The organism is Nonomuraea sp. NPDC048826 (assembly GCF_043198225.1).
In the GTDB taxonomy this organism is placed as follows: Bacteria; Actinomycetota; Actinomycetes; order Streptosporangiales; family Streptosporangiaceae; genus Nonomuraea.
On sequence record NZ_JBICUQ010000002.1, the window covers coordinates 396,360 to 414,203 of the forward strand.

A 17,844-nucleotide genomic window follows, 5' to 3' on the forward strand; every position below is an offset into this window, starting at 1 on the left:
CCAGCCTATGGCGGCGTGCCCGTGGTCCCGCCAAGAGGTAAGTTCGGATAAGTGAGCCCCTTTGACGACATCCGCGACTATGTGGCCATCCCACGAGTCATCTCGCTGAAGCTCTCCCCCGACGGCTCCCGGCTCGTCTCCGTGGTGCAGGCGCTCAACCCGGACGGCAAGTCGTACGGCACCGCGCTGTGGGCGACCCCCCTGGGCGGCGAGCCCTACCGCCTGACCCGGTCGGCCAAGGGCGAGACCGCGGCCGACTTCACCGCCTCCGGCGACCTGCTGTTCACCAGCGCCCGCCCCGACCCCACCACCAAGGACGGCGACGAGGAGGCGGCCGCGCTCTGGCTGCTGCCCGCGAGCGGCGGCGAGGCCCGCCGGATCGCCGACCGCCCCGGCGGCATCGGCGCCTTCCGGACCGCGGGCGGCACGGTCGTGTTCGCCTCGGACGTGCTCGACGGCGAGGAGGCCGACGAGGCCGAGCGGCGCCGGGCCCGCAAGGACGCCGGGATCAGCGCGATCCTGCACGAGAGCTACCCGGTCCGCTACTGGGACCACGACCTCGGCCCCGGCCGCACCCGCCTGTTCGCCGGCCGGCTCGGGCCCGACGGCCTGGAAGACGTCCGGGACCTCACCCCCGACCCGGGCGAGGCGCTGCGCGAAGCCGACTTCACCCTCACCCCCGACGGCCGCACGGTGATCACCACCTGGCGGCCCCCGCAGCCCCGCGGGGAGCGCCGCGTGGAACTGGTCGCGATCGACGTGGAGTCGGGGGTCCGGCGCACGCTCTTCAGCGACGAGGGCCACGACTTCTGCGGCCCGCTCGCGGTCTCGCCGGACGGCACCAGGATCGCCTGCCTCCGCGAGCGGCTCGCCCGCCCCGACCTGCCGATCCGGATGGAGCTGTGGATCGGCGACCTGGCCACCGGCGACGCGCGGGCCTACGCGCCGGACCTGTTCCCCGCCGACGTCGAGTGGGCGCCCGACTCCTCCGCCGTGTACATGGCCGCCGACCACCAGGGCCGCCGGCCGATCTTCCGCGTCCCGCTGGCGGGCGGGGAGGCCGTCAGGCTCACCGAGGACGACGCCTCCTACCTCTCGCTCAACGCCACCGCCGACGGCGGCTCGCTGTACGCGCTGCGCAGCGGGGTCGCGCTGGCTCCCGGCCCGGCCAGGATCGACGTCACCGGCGACGTCACGGACCTGCCCTCGCCCGCGCCGCGCCCCGAGGCCCCCGGCACGCTCACCGAGGTCACCGCCACCGCCGACGACGGCGTCACCGTCCGCGGCTGGCTCGTGCTGCCCGAAGGCGCCTCCGCCGCCGACCCGGCGCCGCTGCTGCTGTGGATCCACGGCGGCCCGGTCGCCTCCTGGAACGACTGGCAGTGGCGCTGGCAGTCGTGGATCATGGCCGCCCACGGCTACGCCGTGTTGATGCCGGACCCGGCCCTGTCCACCGGTTACGGTCAGGGAATGATCGACCGCGGCTGGGGCGACTGGGGTCCGCGCACCATGGCCGACCTGGAAGTGATCGTGGACGCCGCGCTGGCCAGGGACGACCTCGACGCCACCCGCACGGCCGCGATGGGCGGCTCGTTCGGCGGCTACATGGCCAACTGGGTCGCCGGCCACACCGACCGCTACCGCGCCGTCGTCACCCACGCCTCGCTGTGGCACCTCGACCAGTTCGCCGGCACCACCGACGGGGCCATGTTCTGGCAGCGCGAGTTCGGCCCGCCCGGCTCCGAGCGCTACGGCCTGCTCTCCCCGCACCTCGCGCTGGACAAGATCACCACCCCGATGCTCGTCATCCACGGCGACAAGGACTACCGGGTGCCGATCGGCGAGGGACTGCGGCTCTGGTGGGACCTGCAGCGCACCGGCGTGGAGTCGAAGTTCCTGTACTTCCCCGACGAGAACCACTGGATTCTCAAGCCCGGCAACGTCGTCGCCTGGTACGAGACAGTCCTGGCCTTCCTCGGCCACCACGTGCTCGGCGAGGAGTGGAAACGCCCGGAGTCGGTGGCCTGATGCCCGATGCCATGACGGCCGGCGGATTCCTGCGGCTCGCCGAGGACATCGCCCGGGAGGCCGGCGACATGCTGCTGGCCAAGCGGCCCGCCATGTCCACCGGGGCCGCCGACATCCAGACCAAGTCCAGCCCCACCGACGTGGTCACCGTCCTGGACCGGGCCTCCGAGCAGCTCATCCGGGAGCGCATCCTGGCCGTCAGGTCCGGCGACCGGATCCTCGGCGAGGAGGAGGGCGACCGGCCCGGCGAGACCGACGTGCGCTGGGTCGTCGACCCGATCGACGGCACGGTCAACTTCCTGTACGGGCTGGCCGACTGGGCGGTCTCCATCGCGGTGGAGGTGCGCGGGCGCGTCGTGGCGGGTGTGGTGAACGTGCCGTCGCGCGGTGAGGTGTTCACCGCCGCGGCGGGGGAGGGGGCCTGGCTCGGCGGCGAGCGGCTGCGCTGCAACCCGGCGGTGCCGCTCGGGCAGGCGCTGGTCGCCACCGGGTTCGGCTACGACGCGGCGCGGCGGGCCGCGCAGGCCGAGGTGCTGACCGGGGTGCTGCCGCGGGTGCGCGACATCAGGCGCGGCGGGTCGTGCGCCGTCGACCTGTGCTCGGTGGCCTGCGGCCGGGTCGACGCCTACTACGAGCGGGGCGTCAACTACTGGGACTACGCGGCGGGCGGCCTGGTCGCCGTCGAGGCCGGGGCCGTGATCGGGGGTCTGGACGGCAGGCCGCACGACAGCGAGCTGACGCTCTGCGCGGCGCCGGGACTGTTCGAGGACATGCACGACCTGCTCGCGTCGCTCGGCCCGGCCCGCGACTCCTGACGTCCGACCCGCACTTGCGGCGGTCACTTCCCGCCGGACACGCCGACGGCCGGGGCCCTCGCGGGCACCGGCCGTCGGGTTACAGCGTCAGCGTTACAGCGTCAGTGCGGCCACGTCATCGGGGCAGCGGTATGCCGTGATCGTCGGCCAGGCGGCGCAGGTCCTCGATCTCGGCGGTGAGGGTGTCGGCGAGGTACTCGTCACCGGAGCTCCTGGCTTCCCGGAGACCCTTGTAAGCCTGGTCGAGGCGGCTTTCGATCGTGGTCGTGAACTCGCCCATCTCACCTACTCTCTCAGGGGTACGGCCCTTGCGGGCGCGGAGGCCCACCCGCCCGCGCCAAGCCCAGAGGGACACGGGCGCATGGGTGTTCAGCAGGCATACCCAGACCCTTCGTCGTCCGAAACATGGATTTGCCTGTGGTCTGCGTCACCTGGCGCTGGACATGGCTTACCGTGCGCTTATCGAAGTGGGGGGCACAATGAGTCATCACAAGCGGAGGAAGGTGTGGCGGCGTGCGCGTACTGGTGGTCGAGGATGAGAAGGTGCTCGCCGACGCGATCGCGACGGGGCTGCGGCGCGAGGCCATGGCCGTGGACGTCGCCTACGACGGCGGCGGGGCGCTGGAGCGCACCTCCTACATCGATTACGACGTGATCGTGCTGGACCGTGACTTGCCGGTGGTGCACGGCGACGAGGTCTGCCGGCGGCTGGTGGAGCAGCGCAGCTCCTCGCGCATCCTGATGCTGACCGCCTCGGGCGACGTGGACGACAAGGTGGAGGGCCTCGGCCTGGGCGCCGACGACTATCTCGCCAAGCCGTTCGTCTTCGTCGAGCTGGTGGCCCGGGTGCGGGCGCTCGGGCGCAGGTCGGCGCCCGCTCTGCCGCCCGTCCTGGAGCGCGCGGGCATCCGGCTCGACCCGGGCAAGCGGCTCGTCGAACGCGACGGCCGTGAGGTCGTGCTGACCAAGAAGGAATTCGCCGTCCTGGAGGAGCTGATGCGCGCCGAGGGCGCGGTGGTCAGCCAGGAAGACCTGCTCGACAAGGCCTGGGACGAGAACATCGACCCGTTCACCAACGTGGTGCGGGTGACCATGATGACGCTGCGGAAGAAGCTGGGCGAGCCGCAGGTGATCGAGACCGTGCCCGGCGTGGGGTACAAGTTGTGACGGAACGTCCGGATCGGGAGCCGGATCGGGAGTCGGTGCCGACGCACCCGATGATCAGCCCGCACTCGGAGAGGGCGGCGCGGGCCGCCGGGAAGGGCGCGCGCGGCGGCCCCGCGGGGAAGCCGGCGGGGGTCCCGGGGGGAGGCCCGGGGGCAAGCCCGCCGCCGCCGAGCGGGCCGCCCGTCTGGGACGGCCCGCCGCCGCCCGAGTACGTTTCCTCGGCGCGCGGGCCGGGGGCCGGCATCAAGGGGCTGACAGGGAAGGTCAGCATCCGCTGGCGGCTCACGCTCACCTACGGCGCGATGTTCTTCGCCGCGGGCGCGATGCTGCTGGTGGTGATGTACTTCATCGTCCGGTCCACTCTCTACACCGGCTTCGAGTACCGGCTGCAGGTGCCCGGCTACATCTCCCCGGAGCTCGCCGCCGACCTGGAGCAGCAGGTCAAGCTGCTGCAGGTGCACCAGATCAACGAGGTGCTCGACACCCTGGTCAGGCAGTCGGTGCTGGCGATGCTGGGCATCGGCATCCTGGCCCTCATGCTCGGCTACTTCGTGGCCGACCGGGCGCTGCGGCCGGTCACCCAGATGACCTCCACCGCGCGCAAGCTCTCCGAGAGCACGCTGGCCCACCAGCGCATCGGCCTGGAGGGGCCGGACGACGAGCTGAAGGAGCTGGCCGACACCTTCGACGACATGCTCGCCCGGCTCAACGTCGCCTTCGACACCCAGCGCAGGTTCGTCGCCAACGCCTCCCACGAGCTGCGCACGCCGCTGACCATCAACCGGACCGTGCTGGAGATCGCGCTGTCCGATCCGGAGGCGTCAGGCGACCTCAAGGCGCTCGGGCGTACGCTCCTGGAGGTCAACGCGCGCAACGAGAAGCTCATCGAGGGCCTGCTGCTGCTCGCCAGGAGCGAGCGCGAGCTCGCGGTGCGCAAGCCGGTGGACGTCAAGGAGGTCGCGCAGACGGCGGTCGACCAGGTGACGCCGTTCGCCGATGAACATGGAGTGACGCTCACCACCGAACTGGTAAGCGCGCCTACCATCGGTGATCCGGTGCTCCTGGAACGGTCGATCAGCAACCTTCTGGAGAACGCCGTCAAGTACAACCTTCCAGAAAACGGAAAAGTCTGGATTCGTACGGGAATGGTAGACGGGGCCTTGGTTGTTCAGGTGGCCAACACGGGGCAGCATGTCCCCGCGTACGAGGTGAACAGCCTGTTCGAACCGTTCAGGAGGCTCAACGCCGACCGGGTGGACTCGGCCAAGGGAGCGGGTCTGGGGCTGTCCATCGTCCGTGCTGTGGTGCAGGCTCACGGCGGCAACGTCAACGCGGTGCCGCGGGAGGGTGGCGGACTTGTGGTGACCATCAGGCTGCCGCGGCGTTGATCGGCGTGTTGCCCCACGGTGGGCGTCTCGTTCGCGTCGCACATGTGGTTGGATGTGCCGTCGAACACGGTGGTGCATGGCGCCAAGGCTGTGGGTTTCGCCATATTTGGCTAACCACTGCCGTCGGCAGCAGGCCCTGACGTGTTGGGAGGTTCGTCGCCTGTTTCCTCGGGGTACCGAGAGGAAATCTCCCCGGCGGAACGGGCACAAGATGAGCTTCCCGGACGTTGAAAGACGCGCGACGAGCGCGACGACATATTGATGAGGGGGATGGAGTAAGCACGATGGCTACCGACTACGACAGCCCGCGTAAGACCGACGACGACCTCGGCGAAGACAGTCTGCAGGAGCTGCAGGCGCGGCGCACCGACAAGTCGTCTGGCAGCATCGACATCGACGAGACCGATCTGGCCGAGTCGCTCGAGCTGCCCGGTGCGGATCTGTCGAACGAAGAGCTCAGCCTGCGCGTGATCCCGCGCCAGGCTGACGAGTTCACCTGCGCGCGCTGCTTCCTGGTGCATCACCGCAGCCAGCTGGCCTCGGAGAAGAACGGTCAGCAGATCTGCCGGGAGTGCGCCGCCTGATTCGAGGAGGCATACGCGTGGCTTCACCTGATCGACATTCAGAAGACGAGGCCGCCGACCCCGGTCAGGAGGTCGGCGAACTCGTAGGCAGGCTCACCGAGCCCGGTGAGCTTGAGCCGGCCGAGCGGCGCAGGCTGCTCGGCCGACTCACACGTGCGCTCACCGCGGGCGCGGCGAAGGCGAAGAAGTCCGGTGTCGGCCGTGGCCGCTGGCTCGCCGACGTCTTCCTCAACATCGCGCCCCGCATCCCGATCAGGGACCTGCACACGCTCTCCCAGCACCACCAGGGCCTGACCGGCGAGGAGCTCGCCGACGACCTGGTGCGCACCGCCATGAAGGCCACGATGACGGTCGGGGCCATCGGCGGAGCGCTCGCGGCGGCGGAGTTCGCCGCTCCTCCCCTCCTTCTCTCCGCCCCCGCCCAGCTCGTCGCCGAGACCATCGTGGTGGCCGCCATCGAGGTCAAGCTCCTCGCGGAGCTTCATGAGGTGTACGGGGTGCACGTCGAAGGCACGGGCACCCAGCGCGCGGTCGCGTTCACGGCGGCGTGGGCCAAGCAGCGCGGCATCGACCCGCTCGCGCCCAGCTCGGTGACGCTGGCGCTCGGCGCCGCGACCAAGACGGCGCTGCGCAACCGCCTGCTGCGGGTCCTCGGCCGTCACCTCACCACGCTGGGCCCGTTCCTCACCGGAGCGGTGGCCGGCGGCACCCTCAACCGGATGGCCACCAAGAAGCTCGGCGCCGCCATCCGCAACGACCTGCGCGTCAAGACTCCCCTTCCGCCCGACGGGCAACAGCGCCCGCTCACCCCGTGACCCCCTCCCTCATCCGAGCTGCCTGCTACGCCCCCTGAACTCCGCGATCACCTGACCGTCGGACCGCTTGACGGTGATGTCGTAGACGCCGCTGCGCCCGTGCACCGCGCGCTCCACCGCCTCGGCCACCAGCACGTCGCCCTCATGGGCCGGGGCCACGAAGACGATGTCCGCACCGGCCGCCACCGTGACGGGCCCGTGAGTGTTGCACGCGCACGCGAACGCGGTGTCGGCCAGCAGGAACACGTAGCCGCCGTGACACAGCGCATGCCCGTTGATCATCCGGTCGGTCACCGTCATCCGGCACACGGCCCCGCCCTGCCGCAACTCGACCAACTCGATCCCGAGCGCGGCCGAAGCGGCATCGGCCTCCATCATCCGCCGCGCACTCTCCACCGAACCCTCCCGCCCCTCACTCCACCCCCCACCCACCCCCAAGTCAAGAACGGTCCCGGCCTCAAGCCAGAGCACGGTTCCGCCCCCAGGGACGTGGCGAAGACAGTACGGGGTTGACTCCGCGTGCGAGGGGTGGTGGAAGAGGGTCTGATCTGGGCTACGGCGGGGCGAGCGGGCCAGGGGCACGCGTAACGGCGCTCAGCCCGAGGGGGTTCCCGGAAGAAGCCTTTGACCTTGGGGTGAGCGGGCCAGGGGCACGCGTAACGGCGCTCAGCCCGAGGGGGTTCCCAAAAGCCTTTGACCTTATGCTCTTGACTTTGATCTTGGATCTATCGCTCCCCGGGTACCCTGGCGGCATGGGCAAGCCGTTCGCCTCGTCGGCGGATCTCGCCGACAAGGCACGATCGTTCGAGGAACTCGCCCCGGGTGTCTACGCGCTGACCGCCGAGGGTGACCCCAATGTCGGCGCCGTCGAGGGGGAGGATTTCCTGGTCTGTTTCGAGGCCATGGCCACCCCGGTGGCCGCTCGCGAGTGGCTGGCGCTGCTGCGTGAGCGCACCGGCAAGCCGGTCCGCTATCTCGTCCTGTCGCACTATCACGCGGTGCGGGTGCTGGGCGCGTCGGCGTTCGGCGCGGACGTGGTCGTGGCGCACGAGAAGACCCGCGAGCTGATCGCCGAGCGCGGGGTGGAGGACTGGGCGAGCGAGTACGCGCGCATGCCGCGGCTGTTCAAGGAGCCCGCGTCGATTCCCGGGCTGACCTGGCCGACGCTCACGTTCGGTGACCGGGTGGCCATCGACCTCGGGGGCGACCGGGGGACTCTCGAACTGCACCATTGCGGGCGCGGTCACACGGAGGGCGATCTGGTGGCGTGGCTGCCGGAGCGGCGGGTGATGTTCGCGGGCGACCTGGTGGAGTCGCAGGCCGCCCTTTACACCGGCGACGCCTTCCACCGTGACTGGGCGGGGGCGACGCTCGACCGGGTGGCCTCGTTCGGCGCGGAGACGCTGGTGGGCGGCAGGGGGGCGGTGGCGCGCGGCCGGGCGGAGGTGGACGCGGCCGTCGCCCAGACGCGTGACTTCCTGCGGGTCATGCTGCGTGAGACGGGCGGGGTGCGCGAGCGCGGCGGCACGCTCAAGGAGGCGTTCGAGCGCACGCACCGGGCGCTGGCTCCGCGCTACGGCGCCTGGCCGATCTTCGAGCACTGCCTGCCGTTCAACGTCTCGCGGCTGTGGGAGGAGCTGGACGGGGTGGAACGGCCGCGCGTGTGGACGGCGGAGCGCGACCGCGAGGTGTGGGAGCAGCTCCAGGGCTGAGCGGGGAGCGGCGCATCCGGAAGGTGAAAGCAGACGCATGGACGCGCAGGTCATCGTGGTCGGCGCCGGGCCGGTCGGGCAGACGGCGGCGTTGCTGCTGGCCCGCTGGGGGGTGCGGGTGCTGGTGCTGGACCGGCGGCGGGGCCGCGAGTCGGCGGGGTCGCGGTCGATCTGCCAGCAGCGGGACGTGCTCGACGTCTGGTCCGCCTGCGGCGCGGGCCGGATCGCGGAGGAGGGGCTGGCCTGGACCACGGCCCGCACCTACTACCGGGGTGAGGAGCTGTTCTCGTGGTCGTTCGGCGGCCTGCCGGGCGATCGGGCGCTGCCGGCGTGCGTGAACATCTCCCAGACCAGGACGGAGCAGATCCTCGACGAGGCCCTGGCCGCGCGGCCGTCGGCCGAGGTGCGCTGGGATCACGAGGTCACCGGCCTGGAGCAGGACGACGCGGGCGTCACCGTGCGCTGCGGCGACCGGGTGCTGCGCGCCGCGTACGCGGTGGTCTGCGCGGGGGCGCACGCCGAGGGGCTGCGGCGGGCGCTCGGGGTGTCGTTCGACGGTGAGTCGTTCGACGACCGGTTCCTCATCTGCGACATCCGCGCCGATCTGCCCGGCTGGGAGCTGGAGCGGCACTTCCACTTCGACCCGGTGTGGAACCCGGGCCGTCAGGTGCTGATCCATCCGTGTCCCGGCTCGACCTACCGCATCGACTGGCAGATCCCGCCGCACGCGGAGCCCACCGACGAGGAGGTGGCGGAGAAGATCCGGATGATCATCGGGGACCGGGACCACGAGCTGATCTGGCGGACGACGTACCGCTTCCACGCGCGCCTCGCCTCGCGGATGCGGGTCGGCCGGGTGCTGCTCGCCGGCGACTGCGCCCATCTGGTCGCGCCGTTCGGGGCCCGGGGCCTGAACTCCGGGGTGCCCGACGCCGAGAACGCCGCCTGGAAGCTGGCGTTCGTGCTGCACGGGTGGGCGCCGGAGGACCTGCTGGAGACGTACCACGACGAGCGGCACGCCGCCGCCCGCGAGAACCTGGAGATCACCGCGGCGACCATGCGCTTCCTCGCGCCCCGTACGGACGAGGAGCGGGCGCGCAGGCGGGCCGCGCTGGAGGGCGCGCTGGCCACCGGGCAGGCGGCCGGGGTCGACTCGGGGCGGTTCGCCGAGCCTTTCTGGTACGTGGACTCGCCGCTGACCACCCCTGACCCCCGGCGGCCGTTCGGCGGCAGGCCGGCCAAGGGCGCCCTGTGCGATCCCGCGCCCGGGGTGATCCTTCCGGACGTGCCGGTGCCGGGGGGACGGCTGCGCGAATTCTGCCGTGAAGGTTTCCTGATACTCCTGGGCGGAATGTGCGATTCGGGTTTGTTTGCGCAGGTCTTGGGCAAGGTCTGTACGGCACCGCTCGCCGTCCGCGAGCTCGCGGAGATAGATGGGTCCGGCAGGCTCGCTCACACGCTCGGCGTCGGACCCGATGAGGCCTGGGTCATCAGGCCCGACGCTCATATCGCCGCGACCATCCCCCAAGCGGGGCCGGAATCGGTGGCGGTCGCTGTGAGGCGCGCGTCGCGCCTTTCGTGACAGTGAGCCCTAGGAGGATTTGGGTGGTTGGCCGTAGTTCGTTTCTGATCGTCGCGAACCGGTTGCCGGTCGACCGGGTCGTCGAGCAAGACGGAACGGCCTCGTGGCGCAGGAGCCCCGGTGGGCTCGTCACCGCCATCGCGCCGGTCATGCAGCGCCGTCATGGCGCCTGGCTGGGCTGGCCGGGAGCACCGGACGAGGAGCTCGAACCGTTCGAGCAGGACGGGATGAACCTGATCTCCATTCCGCTGTCGACGGAGGAGATCGAGCTCTACTACGAGGGATTCTCCAACGCGACGCTCTGGCCGCTCTACCACGACGTGGTGGCGCCGCCGGTGTTCGAGCGGTCGATGTGGGAGGCGTACCGGGCGGTCAACGAGCGCTTCGCCCGCGCGGCGGCGGAGCACGCCGAGCAGGGCGCGGTCGTCTGGGTGCAGGACTATCAGCTGCAGCTGGTGCCCGCCATGCTGCGCGAGCTCCGGCCCGACCTGCGCATCGGTTTCTTCCTGCACATCCCCTTCCCGCCCGTCGAGCTGTTCTGGCAGCTGCCGTGGCGGCGCGAGCTGGTCCAGGGCCTGCTCGGCGCCGACCTGGTCGGCTTCCAGCTGCCCGGCGGCGCGGCGAACTTCCGCCGGCTGTGCCGCAGGCTGCTCGGCGTCCCGTACAAGGGCAGCGAGATCTTCCTGGAGGACCGGGTCGTCCGCACGCAGGCGTTCCCGATCAGCGTGGACTTCGGCGAGCTGGACGAGATGGTACGCAGGCCGGAGGTGGTCTCCCGGGCCAAGGAAATCAGGATGGAGCTGGGCGACCCCGAGCACGTGCTGCTCGGCGTGGACCGGCTCGACTACACCAAGGGCATCGGGCAGCGGCTGGAGGCGTTCGGCGAGCTGCTCAAGGACGGGCTGATCACGCCGGGCGAGGCGGTGTTCGTGCAGATCGCCACGCCCAGCCGGGAGCGGGTGGAGGAGTACCGCAGGCTGCGCGACGACATCGAGCTGCAGGTGGGCCGGATCAACGGCGAGACCTCGGACTTCGGCACCCAGCCCATCCAGTACTTCCACCAGTCGTATCCGAAGGACGAGCTGGCCGCGCTCTATCTGGCCGCCGACGTCATGGTGGTCACGCCGCTGCGCGACGGGATGAACCTGGTCGCCAAGGAGTACGTCTCCTGCCACCACGATCTGCACGGGGCGCTGGTGCTCAGTGAGTTCGCCGGGGCGGCCGACGAGCTGCGCCAGGCGTTCCTGGTCAACCCGTACGACGTGGAGGACGTCAAGCGCCAGATGCTGGCCGCCATGCGGGCCACGCCGCACGAGCTGGCCCGGCGGATGCGTACGATGCGCCGCCGGGTCGCCACCTACGACGTGGACCGCTGGGCCAGCGAGTTCCTCAGCTCTTTGGAGTCACCTGCTGCTTCAGAGCCCGCCATGAGTCATAGCGCTTCTTGGCGGTCCGGTTGACGACGATCTGCGCGACGGACATGCCGACGCCCATCACGACGGCGTAACCGATCGCCTCACCCATGCTGACCTCGGGGGAGTCCGGGTCGACGGGCGGCTCCTTGCCGGTCGCCTTCACCCAGACGAACCCGAGCAGCTTTCTGGCGGCCCAGGCTGTCGCCAGACCCACCAGCCCCCCGACGACTCGCCAGGCGACGTCGGGCTTGTCATCCGCCATGCGATCTTCTCCTTCCCCTTTGTAACGAACCCTAGTCTGTACCGCGGCGCGGCCTCGGCAAGCCGTACCATTTGGAGGCATGACTCAACAGCGACTACGCCATCCGTCCATGCCCGAGAAACCGACTCTCGACGGCTTGGAGCAGGTATGGGTAGCCCGCTGGGACGAGCAGGGCACCTACCGGTTCGACCGGTCCGCGCCGCGTGAGCAGGTCTACTCGATCGACACGCCGCCGCCGACCGTCTCGGGCTCCCTGCACGTGGGTCATGTCTTCTCCTTCACGCACACCGACATCATGGCGCGTTATCAGCGCATGATCGGCAAGTCGGTGTTCTACCCGATCGGCTGGGACGACAACGGCCTGCCCACCGAGCGCCGCGTGCAGAACGTCTACGGCGTGCGCTGCGACCCGTCGTTGCCGTACGACCCCGACTTCGTGCCACCGGACAAGCCCGGCAAACGTGAGATCTCTATCTCGCGGCGCAACTTCGTGGAGCTGTGCCACAAGCTGACGGAGATCGACGAGCAGGCGTTCGAGGAGGTGTGGCGGCGGGTCGGCCTGTCGGTCGACTGGTCGCTGCTCTACACCACGATCAGCGACGAGTCGCGCCGGGTCTCGCAGCGGGCGTTCCTGCGCAACCTGCGCCGGGGCGAGGCCTACCTCGCCGAGGCGCCGACGCTGTGGGACGTCACCTACCGCACCGCCGTCGCCCAGGCCGAGCTGGAAGACCGGGAGTGGCCCGGCGCCTTCCACAAGATCTCGTTCTACGGCGAGCGCGGGCCGGTCTGGATCGAGACCACCCGGCCGGAGCTGATCCCGGCCTGCGTGGCGCTGGTCGCCCACCCCGACGACGAGCGCTACCGGCCGCTGTTCGGCACGTCCGTGCTCACCCCGCTGTTCGGCGCCGAGGTGCCGGTGCTGGCCCACCGCCTGGCCGAGCCCGACAAGGGCACCGGCATCGCGATGATCTGCACCTTCGGCGACGTCACCGACGTGACCTGGTGGCGCGAGCTCAACCTGCCGACCAGGCCGGTCATCGGCTGGGACGGCCGGATGCTCCCCGACCCGCCGGAAGGCGTCGAGACCGACCCGTACAAGGAGATCGCCGGCAAGACCGTCCACAGCGCCCGCGAGCGCATCGTGGAGCTGCTGCGCGAGTCCGGAGACCTGGAGGGCGACCCGCGGCCGGTGCGGCGGCCGGTGAAGTTCTACGAGCGGGGCGACAAGCCGCTCGAGATCGTCACCACCCGCCAGTGGTACATCCGTAACGGCGGCCGCGACGAGGAGCTGCGCGAGCGGCTGCTGGCGCGCGGGCGCGAGCTGTCCTGGCACCCGCCGCACATGCGGGCCCGCTACGACAACTGGGTGGGCGGCCTGGCCGGCGACTGGCTGATCTCCCGCCAGCGGTTCTTCGGCGTGCCGTTCCCGGTGTGGTATCCCCTGGGCCAGGACGGGCAGCCCGTCTACGACGAGCCGATCCTCCCGCCGGAGGAGGCGCTGCCGGTCGACCCGTCGTCCGACACCCCGCCCGGCTGCACCGAGGACCAGCGGGGCGTGCCCGGCGGGTTCATGGCCGACCCGGACGTCATGGACACCTGGGCCACCTCGTCGCTGACGCCGCAGATCGCCGGGCGCTGGGAGACCGACGACGACCTGTTCCGCCGGGTCTACCCGGCCGACCTGCGCCCGCAGTCCCACGAGATCATCCGCACCTGGCTGTTCGCCACCGTGGTCAGGTCCCACCTGGAGTTCGGCGGCCTGCCGTGGAGCGACGTGGCCATCTCCGGGTGGATCCTCGACCCCGACCGCAAGAAGATGTCCAAGTCCAAGGGCAACGTGGTCACCCCGATGGACCTGCTGGAGCAGCACGGCTCCGACGCGGTCCGCTACTGGGCGGCCAACGGGCGCTACGGTGTCGACACCGCCTTCGACGCGGGCCAGCTCAAGGTCGGGCGGCGGCTGGCCATCAAGGTCCTCAACGCGTCCAAGTTCGTGCTCGGGCTCGGCGAGGGCGGCGGCGAGGTCACCGAACCGGTCGACCTGTCGATGCTCGCCGGGCTGTCGGCGGCGGTGCGCGAGGCGACCGAGGCGTTCGAGGGCTACGACCACACGCGGGCGCTGGAGGCCGCCGAGCGGTTCTTCTGGACGTTCTGCGACGACTATCTGGAGCTGGTCAAGGCCAGGGCCTACGAGAGCGGCCCGGCCGCGGCGTCGGCGCACGAGGCCCTGCGCCGGGCGCTCGACGTGCTGCTGCGGCTGTTCGCGCCGTTCCTGCCGTTCGTCACCGAAGAGGTGTGGTCCTGGTGGCGCGAGGGGTCGGTGCACCGGGCCGCCTGGCCGGAGCCCGTCCCCGGCGCGGGCGACCCGGCGGTGCTCGAGGCCGCGTCCGAGGTGCTCCGCCAGGTGCGCAAGGCCAAGTCCGAGGCCAAGCAGTCGATGCGGGCCGAGGTGTCCCTGCTGACCGTGACCTCGCCGCGGGCCGGCCTGATCAGGCTGGCCCAGGACGACCTGTGCGGGGCCGGCCACGTCGAGGAGTTCGTGCTGGAGCACGGCGAGGAGACCTCGATCGAGGTGCGGCTGAGCTGACCGGCGGGCCGGGCGCCCGCTCTGCGGGGCGTCCGGCCCACCTCCCTCGCGTGGTCACGCTCCGTGATCGGTCGTGGTCGCGGGTTTCGGCCACGGCGCTGTGGATACTCCGTACGGGGCCGTGCCCCGGCGGGAAAACACGGCGCCCGCCGTCGAAGGACGCCGGGATCGATATCCCTACGCGCCCCGCCCGCGGACGTGCCAGTCTTGGAGTGTGTTGAACGACCGCCCCACCAAACTCGTGCCGCCTGTGCTGGCCAAGATGGCCGCGTGGAGCCTGTGCCTGATCCTCACCGGCGTGGTCGTCTTCTACTTCGTGCAGGTCATCGCCCGGCTCAGCTTCGTGGTGCTGCCCGTGGCGATCGCCCTGCTGCTGACCGCGCTGCTCTTCCCGATGACCCGGAGCCTGCGCCAGGCCGGCATGCGGCCCATCTACGCCACCTGGCTGACCATGCTCGCCGCCCTGGCGGTGCTGGCGGGCACCGGCTGGCTCGTCGGGGCCCGCGCGACCGAGGAGTTCCCCAACCTCGTCAAGCAGGTCGAGGCGACGATCTCGGACGTGCAGGAGTGGCTCGTCACGGGCCCGCTCCACCTGCAGCAGACGCAGATCACCCAGTACTTCACGGAAGTCACCAACTACATCCAGGCCCAGCGCACGGCCATCACCGGCACGGTGCTCAGCGCCGGGGCGGTGGCCGTCGAGGTGCTCGCCTCGATCGTGCTGCTGCTGTTCGTCACGTTCTTCCTGCTCAAGGACGGGGAGCGCATCTGGGCCTGGTTCCTCAAGGGCTTCGGGCGGATGTCGCCGCGGGTCGACCGGGCGGGCCGCGCCGCGTGGGCCACGCTCTCCCACTACGTGCAGGGCAGCGTGCTCGTCGCCGCGGTGCACGGCGTGGTCATGGGCATCGTGCTGGCCGGCATGGGGGTGCCGCTCTGGGCGCCGCTGGCCGTGCTGATCTTCCTGGCCAGCTTCATCCCGATCGTCGGCATCTTCTTCGCCGGCACCGTCGCGACCCTGGTCACGCTCGGCGCCAAGGGCATCGTCTACGCGCTGGTGTTCGTCGGCATCCTGGTCGTCGAGCAACAGCTGGAGAACCACGTCCTGCAGCCCCTCATCGTGGGGCGGGCGCTGAAGTTCCACCCGCTGGCGATCATCCTGGCGCTGTCGGTGGGCGGCATCCTGGCGGGCATCGCGGGGGCCGTCGTGGCGGTGCCGGTGGCCGCGGTCATCTACCGGGCGCTGCCCGAGCTGATGACCGACCAGCCCGCGTTGCCACCACCGTCCACGGTGGCCGTCGCCGCCGCGCCGGACGTGGGTGGAGAGCTGCCCTCAGCCGCGCCCGATCCGGGGGACGCGCCGGACGCCGGGAAATCCGGTGGTGCGGGACGGGCCGGTGCTGACAGCGAGTAATCTCATCACCCGTGACCCGCTCCACCCTGACCACCCCGCCGCCCGGCGCCGAGGTGCCGGACGCGCATCCTGAAGGGCCGCCGCCAGGCGAGGCGCTCGGCTCCCACTTCAGCCGCTGCTTCGGCTGCGGCGCCGACCACCCCACCGGCCTGCACATCGACGCCGTCACCCCTGACGGCACCACCGTCGAGGCCACCTTCACCGTGGGCGGGTCTCACCAGGGCGCCCCGGGGCTGGCGCACGGCGGGGTGCTCGGCGCCGCCATGGACGAGGTCATCGGAATGTCCATCTGGCTGCTCCGTAAGCCCTATGTCACGGCACGGCTGGAGACCGACTATGTTCTCCCCGTTCCCGTGGGCACGACACTCCACCTGCGCGCCTGGTGTACCGGGATCCGGGGGAGGAAGGCGTACCTTGAGGCTGAGGGGCGGATGGGCGCCCCCGACGGCCCGGTCGCCGTCCGGGCGGCGGCGCTGTTCATCGAGGTGGACATGGCGCACTTCGCCGAGCACGGCGACTTCCCCGCGCTGCAAGCCGAACACCAGGACTTCGAGGTGAACCCGTGAGCGAGCCGGAGGTGCTGATCCAGCGGCTCGACCCCGGGCTGCCCCTGCCCGCCTACGCCCACCCGGGCGACGCCGGCGCCGATCTCTGCGCCGCCGAGGACGCCGAGCTGCTGCCGGGGGAGCGGGCCGTCATCAGGACGGGCGTGGCGATCGCGCTGCCCGACGGCTACGCCGCCTTCGTGCATCCCCGGTCCGGGCTGGCCGCGCGCCACGGCGTCACGCTGGTGAACGCCCCCGGCACGGTCGACGCGGGCTACCGCGGCGAGATCAAGGTGACGTTGATCAACACCGACGCCAAGGAGCCCTTCCGGCTGCGGCGCGGCGACCGGATGGCCCAGCTCGTCATCCAGCGGGTGGAGCGGGCGGTTTTCCGCGAGGCCGCGGAGCTGCCGGAGTCCGTGCGGGGCACGGGCGGTCACGGTTCCACAGGACGTTGATACAGGGAGAGTGAGACATAGTGTTCCGACGTCGTCGACGTGGTGAGCAGGCGGAGCAGGTCGCCGAGGTGACCCCCGCGGCGCCCACGCGCGAGTCCGGCCCGTGGGACGCCGACGAGCCCCACCCCGACACCGACCGGATCGACCTGGGCGGGCTGCGCCTGCCCCACAATCCGGCCTTCGACGTGCGGCTGGCCTCGGTCGGCGACAAGCACGTCGGCGTGGTGGTGCTCTGGGAGGAGAGCTCGCTGCAGCTCCAGGCGCTGGCCGCGCCCAAGTCGTCAGGGCTGTGGGAGGAGATCAGGGCCAAGATCCGCGGCGCCGCCAAGACGCTGGAGGAGCGCGAGGGGCCGTTCGGCGTCGAGCTGGCGGGCAAGGTGACCGTCGAGGGAGCCGACCGTCCCGCCCGCTACCTGGGCGTCGACGGGCCCCGCTGGTTCCTGCTCGGCGTGGTCAACGGCCGGGCCGCGATCGACGAGGAGCTGGCCGCCGCGTTCACCGACTTCATCAAGGACATCGTGGTGGTGCGCGGCGACGAGCCGATGGCCCGCGAGGAGTCGATCCCGCTGCGCCGCCCCAGCGATCAGCCCACCGAACAGGGCGAGCCGCAGAGTCTCAACCCGTTCAAGCGAGGGCCGGAAATCAGCGAGATTCGCTGAGGACCTTCCATCACATAGGCTGATTCATCATGAGTACGGCAGAGCCTCCCAAACGCGGGGGATTGCGCGGTCTCCTCAGCAGGCTGACCACCAGTCAGTCCGAGATCGAGGCTCAGGAGCTGCGCGAGGACGCCGACGAGGTCGGCGCCACCCCCATCGCCGCGTGTGGCGGCCGCCGTCGCTTCTGCGTCGCCGGTACGCTACGCACTGTCACCCTCCGTCCGCGAGGCGGGGCGCCCGCGCTCGAGGCCGAGCTCTACGACGGCTCCGACGTGATCGACCTGGTCTGGCTCGGCCGGCGCAAGATCGCCGGCATCGAGCCGGGCCGCCCGGTCAAGGCCGAAGGCCTGGTCAGCGTCCAAGATGGACGCAAGGTGATGTTCAACCCGCGATACGAGCTGCGACCAGGGAGTTGA

General features: G+C 71.0%; 18 protein-coding genes. 15 read left to right on the plus strand and 3 right to left on the minus strand.

Features of this window, described 5'->3' with window-relative positions:
* Nucleotides 1-51: 51 nt before the first annotated feature.
* On the plus strand, nt 52-2,028 hold the full coding sequence (locus ACGFI7_RS07560; RefSeq protein ID WP_393400459.1) for a S9 family peptidase: 1,977 nt from the start codon (nt 52-54) through the stop codon (nt 2,026-2,028).
* The gene (locus tag ACGFI7_RS07565) at nt 2,028-2,843 is read left to right on the plus strand and encodes an inositol monophosphatase family protein (RefSeq protein ID WP_393400462.1); all 816 of its coding nucleotides are present in this window, start codon (nt 2,028-2,030) and stop codon (nt 2,841-2,843) included. The genes ACGFI7_RS07560 and ACGFI7_RS07565 overlap by 1 nt, the downstream gene beginning before the upstream one ends.
* 115 nt (nt 2,844-2,958) lie before the next feature.
* Here the strand turns inward: ACGFI7_RS07565 and ACGFI7_RS07570 are convergent, their stop codons facing one another.
* Entirely contained in the window at nt 2,959-3,123 is a 165-nt protein-coding gene (locus ACGFI7_RS07570; RefSeq protein WP_393400464.1) for a hypothetical protein, read from the minus strand.
* A gap of 233 nt (nt 3,124-3,356) precedes the next feature.
* Between ACGFI7_RS07570 and ACGFI7_RS07575 the strand changes: the two genes are divergently transcribed.
* The 4 genes from ACGFI7_RS07575 (at nt 3,357) to ACGFI7_RS07590 (ending at nt 6,797) form a co-directional block, all read left to right on the plus strand.
* Nucleotides 3,357-4,010, plus strand: coding sequence for a response regulator transcription factor (locus tag ACGFI7_RS07575; RefSeq protein ID WP_393400467.1), 654 nt, complete (start codon nt 3,357-3,359; stop codon nt 4,008-4,010).
* Nucleotides 4,007-5,398 carry a sensor histidine kinase gene (locus ACGFI7_RS07580; RefSeq protein WP_393400469.1) on the plus strand — a complete coding sequence of 464 codons (1,392 nt, stop codon included), beginning with the start codon at nt 4,007-4,009 and terminating at the stop codon, nt 5,396-5,398. Before ACGFI7_RS07575 ends, ACGFI7_RS07580 begins: the two co-directional genes overlap by 4 nt.
* A gap of 284 nt (nt 5,399-5,682) precedes the next feature.
* Nucleotides 5,683-5,982, plus strand: coding sequence for a DUF4193 domain-containing protein (locus ACGFI7_RS07585; RefSeq protein ID WP_148030302.1), 300 nt, complete (start codon nt 5,683-5,685; stop codon nt 5,980-5,982).
* A gap of 17 nt (nt 5,983-5,999) precedes the next feature.
* Nucleotides 6,000-6,797, plus strand: coding sequence for a hypothetical protein (locus ACGFI7_RS07590; RefSeq protein ID WP_393400471.1), 798 nt, complete (start codon nt 6,000-6,002; stop codon nt 6,795-6,797).
* Between the two features lie 9 nt (nt 6,798-6,806).
* Here ACGFI7_RS07590 and paaI read toward each other — a convergent pair whose 3' ends face one another.
* Nucleotides 6,807-7,175 carry a hydroxyphenylacetyl-CoA thioesterase PaaI gene (paaI, locus tag ACGFI7_RS07595; protein WP_393401880.1) on the minus strand — a complete coding sequence of 123 codons (369 nt, stop codon included), beginning with the start codon at nt 7,173-7,175 and terminating at the stop codon, nt 6,807-6,809.
* A gap of 374 nt (nt 7,176-7,549) precedes the next feature.
* Between paaI and ACGFI7_RS07600 the strand changes: the two genes are divergently transcribed.
* From ACGFI7_RS07600 to ACGFI7_RS07610, 3 genes are read left to right on the plus strand one after another with little or no spacing between them, the layout of a single operon-like run.
* Nucleotides 7,550-8,509: an MBL fold metallo-hydrolase gene (locus ACGFI7_RS07600; protein WP_393400473.1), complete on the plus strand. Its 960-nt coding sequence runs from the start codon at nt 7,550-7,552 to the stop codon at nt 8,507-8,509.
* Nucleotides 8,510-8,546: 37 nt separating this feature from the next.
* On the plus strand, nt 8,547-10,091 hold the full coding sequence (locus ACGFI7_RS07605; RefSeq protein WP_393400475.1) for an FAD-dependent monooxygenase: 1,545 nt from the start codon (nt 8,547-8,549) through the stop codon (nt 10,089-10,091).
* 23 nt (nt 10,092-10,114) lie between these two features.
* Entirely contained in the window at nt 10,115-11,551 is a 1,437-nt protein-coding gene (locus ACGFI7_RS07610) for a trehalose-6-phosphate synthase (RefSeq protein ID WP_393400477.1), read from the plus strand.
* Here ACGFI7_RS07610 and ACGFI7_RS07615 read toward each other — a convergent pair.
* Nucleotides 11,481-11,768: a DUF4235 domain-containing protein gene (locus tag ACGFI7_RS07615; RefSeq protein ID WP_393400480.1), complete on the minus strand. Its 288-nt coding sequence runs from the start codon at nt 11,766-11,768 to the stop codon at nt 11,481-11,483. The genes ACGFI7_RS07610 and ACGFI7_RS07615 overlap by 71 nt on opposite strands.
* A 109-nt stretch (nt 11,769-11,877) precedes the next feature.
* Here ACGFI7_RS07615 and valS point away from each other — a divergent pair, with 109 nt between their 5' ends.
* The 6 genes from valS (at nt 11,878) to ACGFI7_RS07645 (ending at nt 17,844) form a co-directional block, all read left to right on the plus strand.
* Nucleotides 11,878-14,355, plus strand: a complete 2,478-nt coding sequence (valS, locus tag ACGFI7_RS07620) for a valine--tRNA ligase (RefSeq protein ID WP_393400483.1) — start codon at nt 11,878-11,880, stop codon at nt 14,353-14,355.
* Nucleotides 14,356-14,569: 214 nt separating this feature from the next.
* Nucleotides 14,570-15,766 carry an AI-2E family transporter gene (locus ACGFI7_RS07625; protein WP_393400486.1) on the plus strand — a complete coding sequence of 399 codons (1,197 nt, stop codon included), beginning with the start codon at nt 14,570-14,572 and terminating at the stop codon, nt 15,764-15,766.
* An 11-nt stretch (nt 15,767-15,777) separates the two neighbouring features.
* On the plus strand, nt 15,778-16,332 hold the full coding sequence (locus ACGFI7_RS07630; protein WP_393400489.1) for a PaaI family thioesterase: 555 nt from the start codon (nt 15,778-15,780) through the stop codon (nt 16,330-16,332).
* Nucleotides 16,329-16,769: a dUTP diphosphatase gene (dut, locus tag ACGFI7_RS07635; protein ID WP_393400492.1), complete on the plus strand. Its 441-nt coding sequence runs from the start codon at nt 16,329-16,331 to the stop codon at nt 16,767-16,769. Before ACGFI7_RS07630 ends, dut begins: the two co-directional genes overlap by 4 nt.
* A gap of 20 nt (nt 16,770-16,789) precedes the next feature.
* Nucleotides 16,790-17,428, plus strand: a complete 639-nt coding sequence (locus ACGFI7_RS07640; RefSeq protein WP_393400494.1) for a DUF3710 domain-containing protein — start codon at nt 16,790-16,792, stop codon at nt 17,426-17,428.
* Between the two features lie 29 nt (nt 17,429-17,457).
* On the plus strand, nt 17,458-17,844 hold the full coding sequence (locus tag ACGFI7_RS07645; RefSeq protein ID WP_393400496.1) for an OB-fold nucleic acid binding domain-containing protein: 387 nt from the start codon (nt 17,458-17,460) through the stop codon (nt 17,842-17,844).

What these genes read in the sequence shown, in the direction of transcription:
- ACGFI7_RS07565 (WP_393400462.1), top strand. Translation starts at nt 2,028, where the DNA reads ATGCCCGATGCCATGACGGCCGGCGGATTCCTGCGGCTCGCCGAGGAC.
- ACGFI7_RS07570 (WP_393400464.1), bottom strand. Translation starts at nt 3,123, where the DNA reads ATGGGCGAGTTCACGACCACGATCGAAAGCCGCCTCGACCAGGCTTAC.
- ACGFI7_RS07585 (WP_148030302.1), top strand. Translation starts at nt 5,683, where the DNA reads ATGGCTACCGACTACGACAGCCCGCGTAAGACCGACGACGACCTCGGC.
- paaI (WP_393401880.1), bottom strand. Translation starts at nt 7,175, where the DNA reads ATGATGGAGGCCGATGCCGCTTCGGCCGCGCTCGGGATCGAGTTGGTC.
- ACGFI7_RS07600 (WP_393400473.1), top strand. Translation starts at nt 7,550, where the DNA reads ATGGGCAAGCCGTTCGCCTCGTCGGCGGATCTCGCCGACAAGGCACGA.
- ACGFI7_RS07605 (WP_393400475.1), top strand. Translation starts at nt 8,547, where the DNA reads ATGGACGCGCAGGTCATCGTGGTCGGCGCCGGGCCGGTCGGGCAGACG.
- ACGFI7_RS07615 (WP_393400480.1), bottom strand. Translation starts at nt 11,768, where the DNA reads ATGGCGGATGACAAGCCCGACGTCGCCTGGCGAGTCGTCGGGGGGCTG.
- valS (WP_393400483.1), top strand. Translation starts at nt 11,878, where the DNA reads ATGCCCGAGAAACCGACTCTCGACGGCTTGGAGCAGGTATGGGTAGCC.
- ACGFI7_RS07645 (WP_393400496.1), top strand. Translation starts at nt 17,458, where the DNA reads ATGAGTACGGCAGAGCCTCCCAAACGCGGGGGATTGCGCGGTCTCCTC.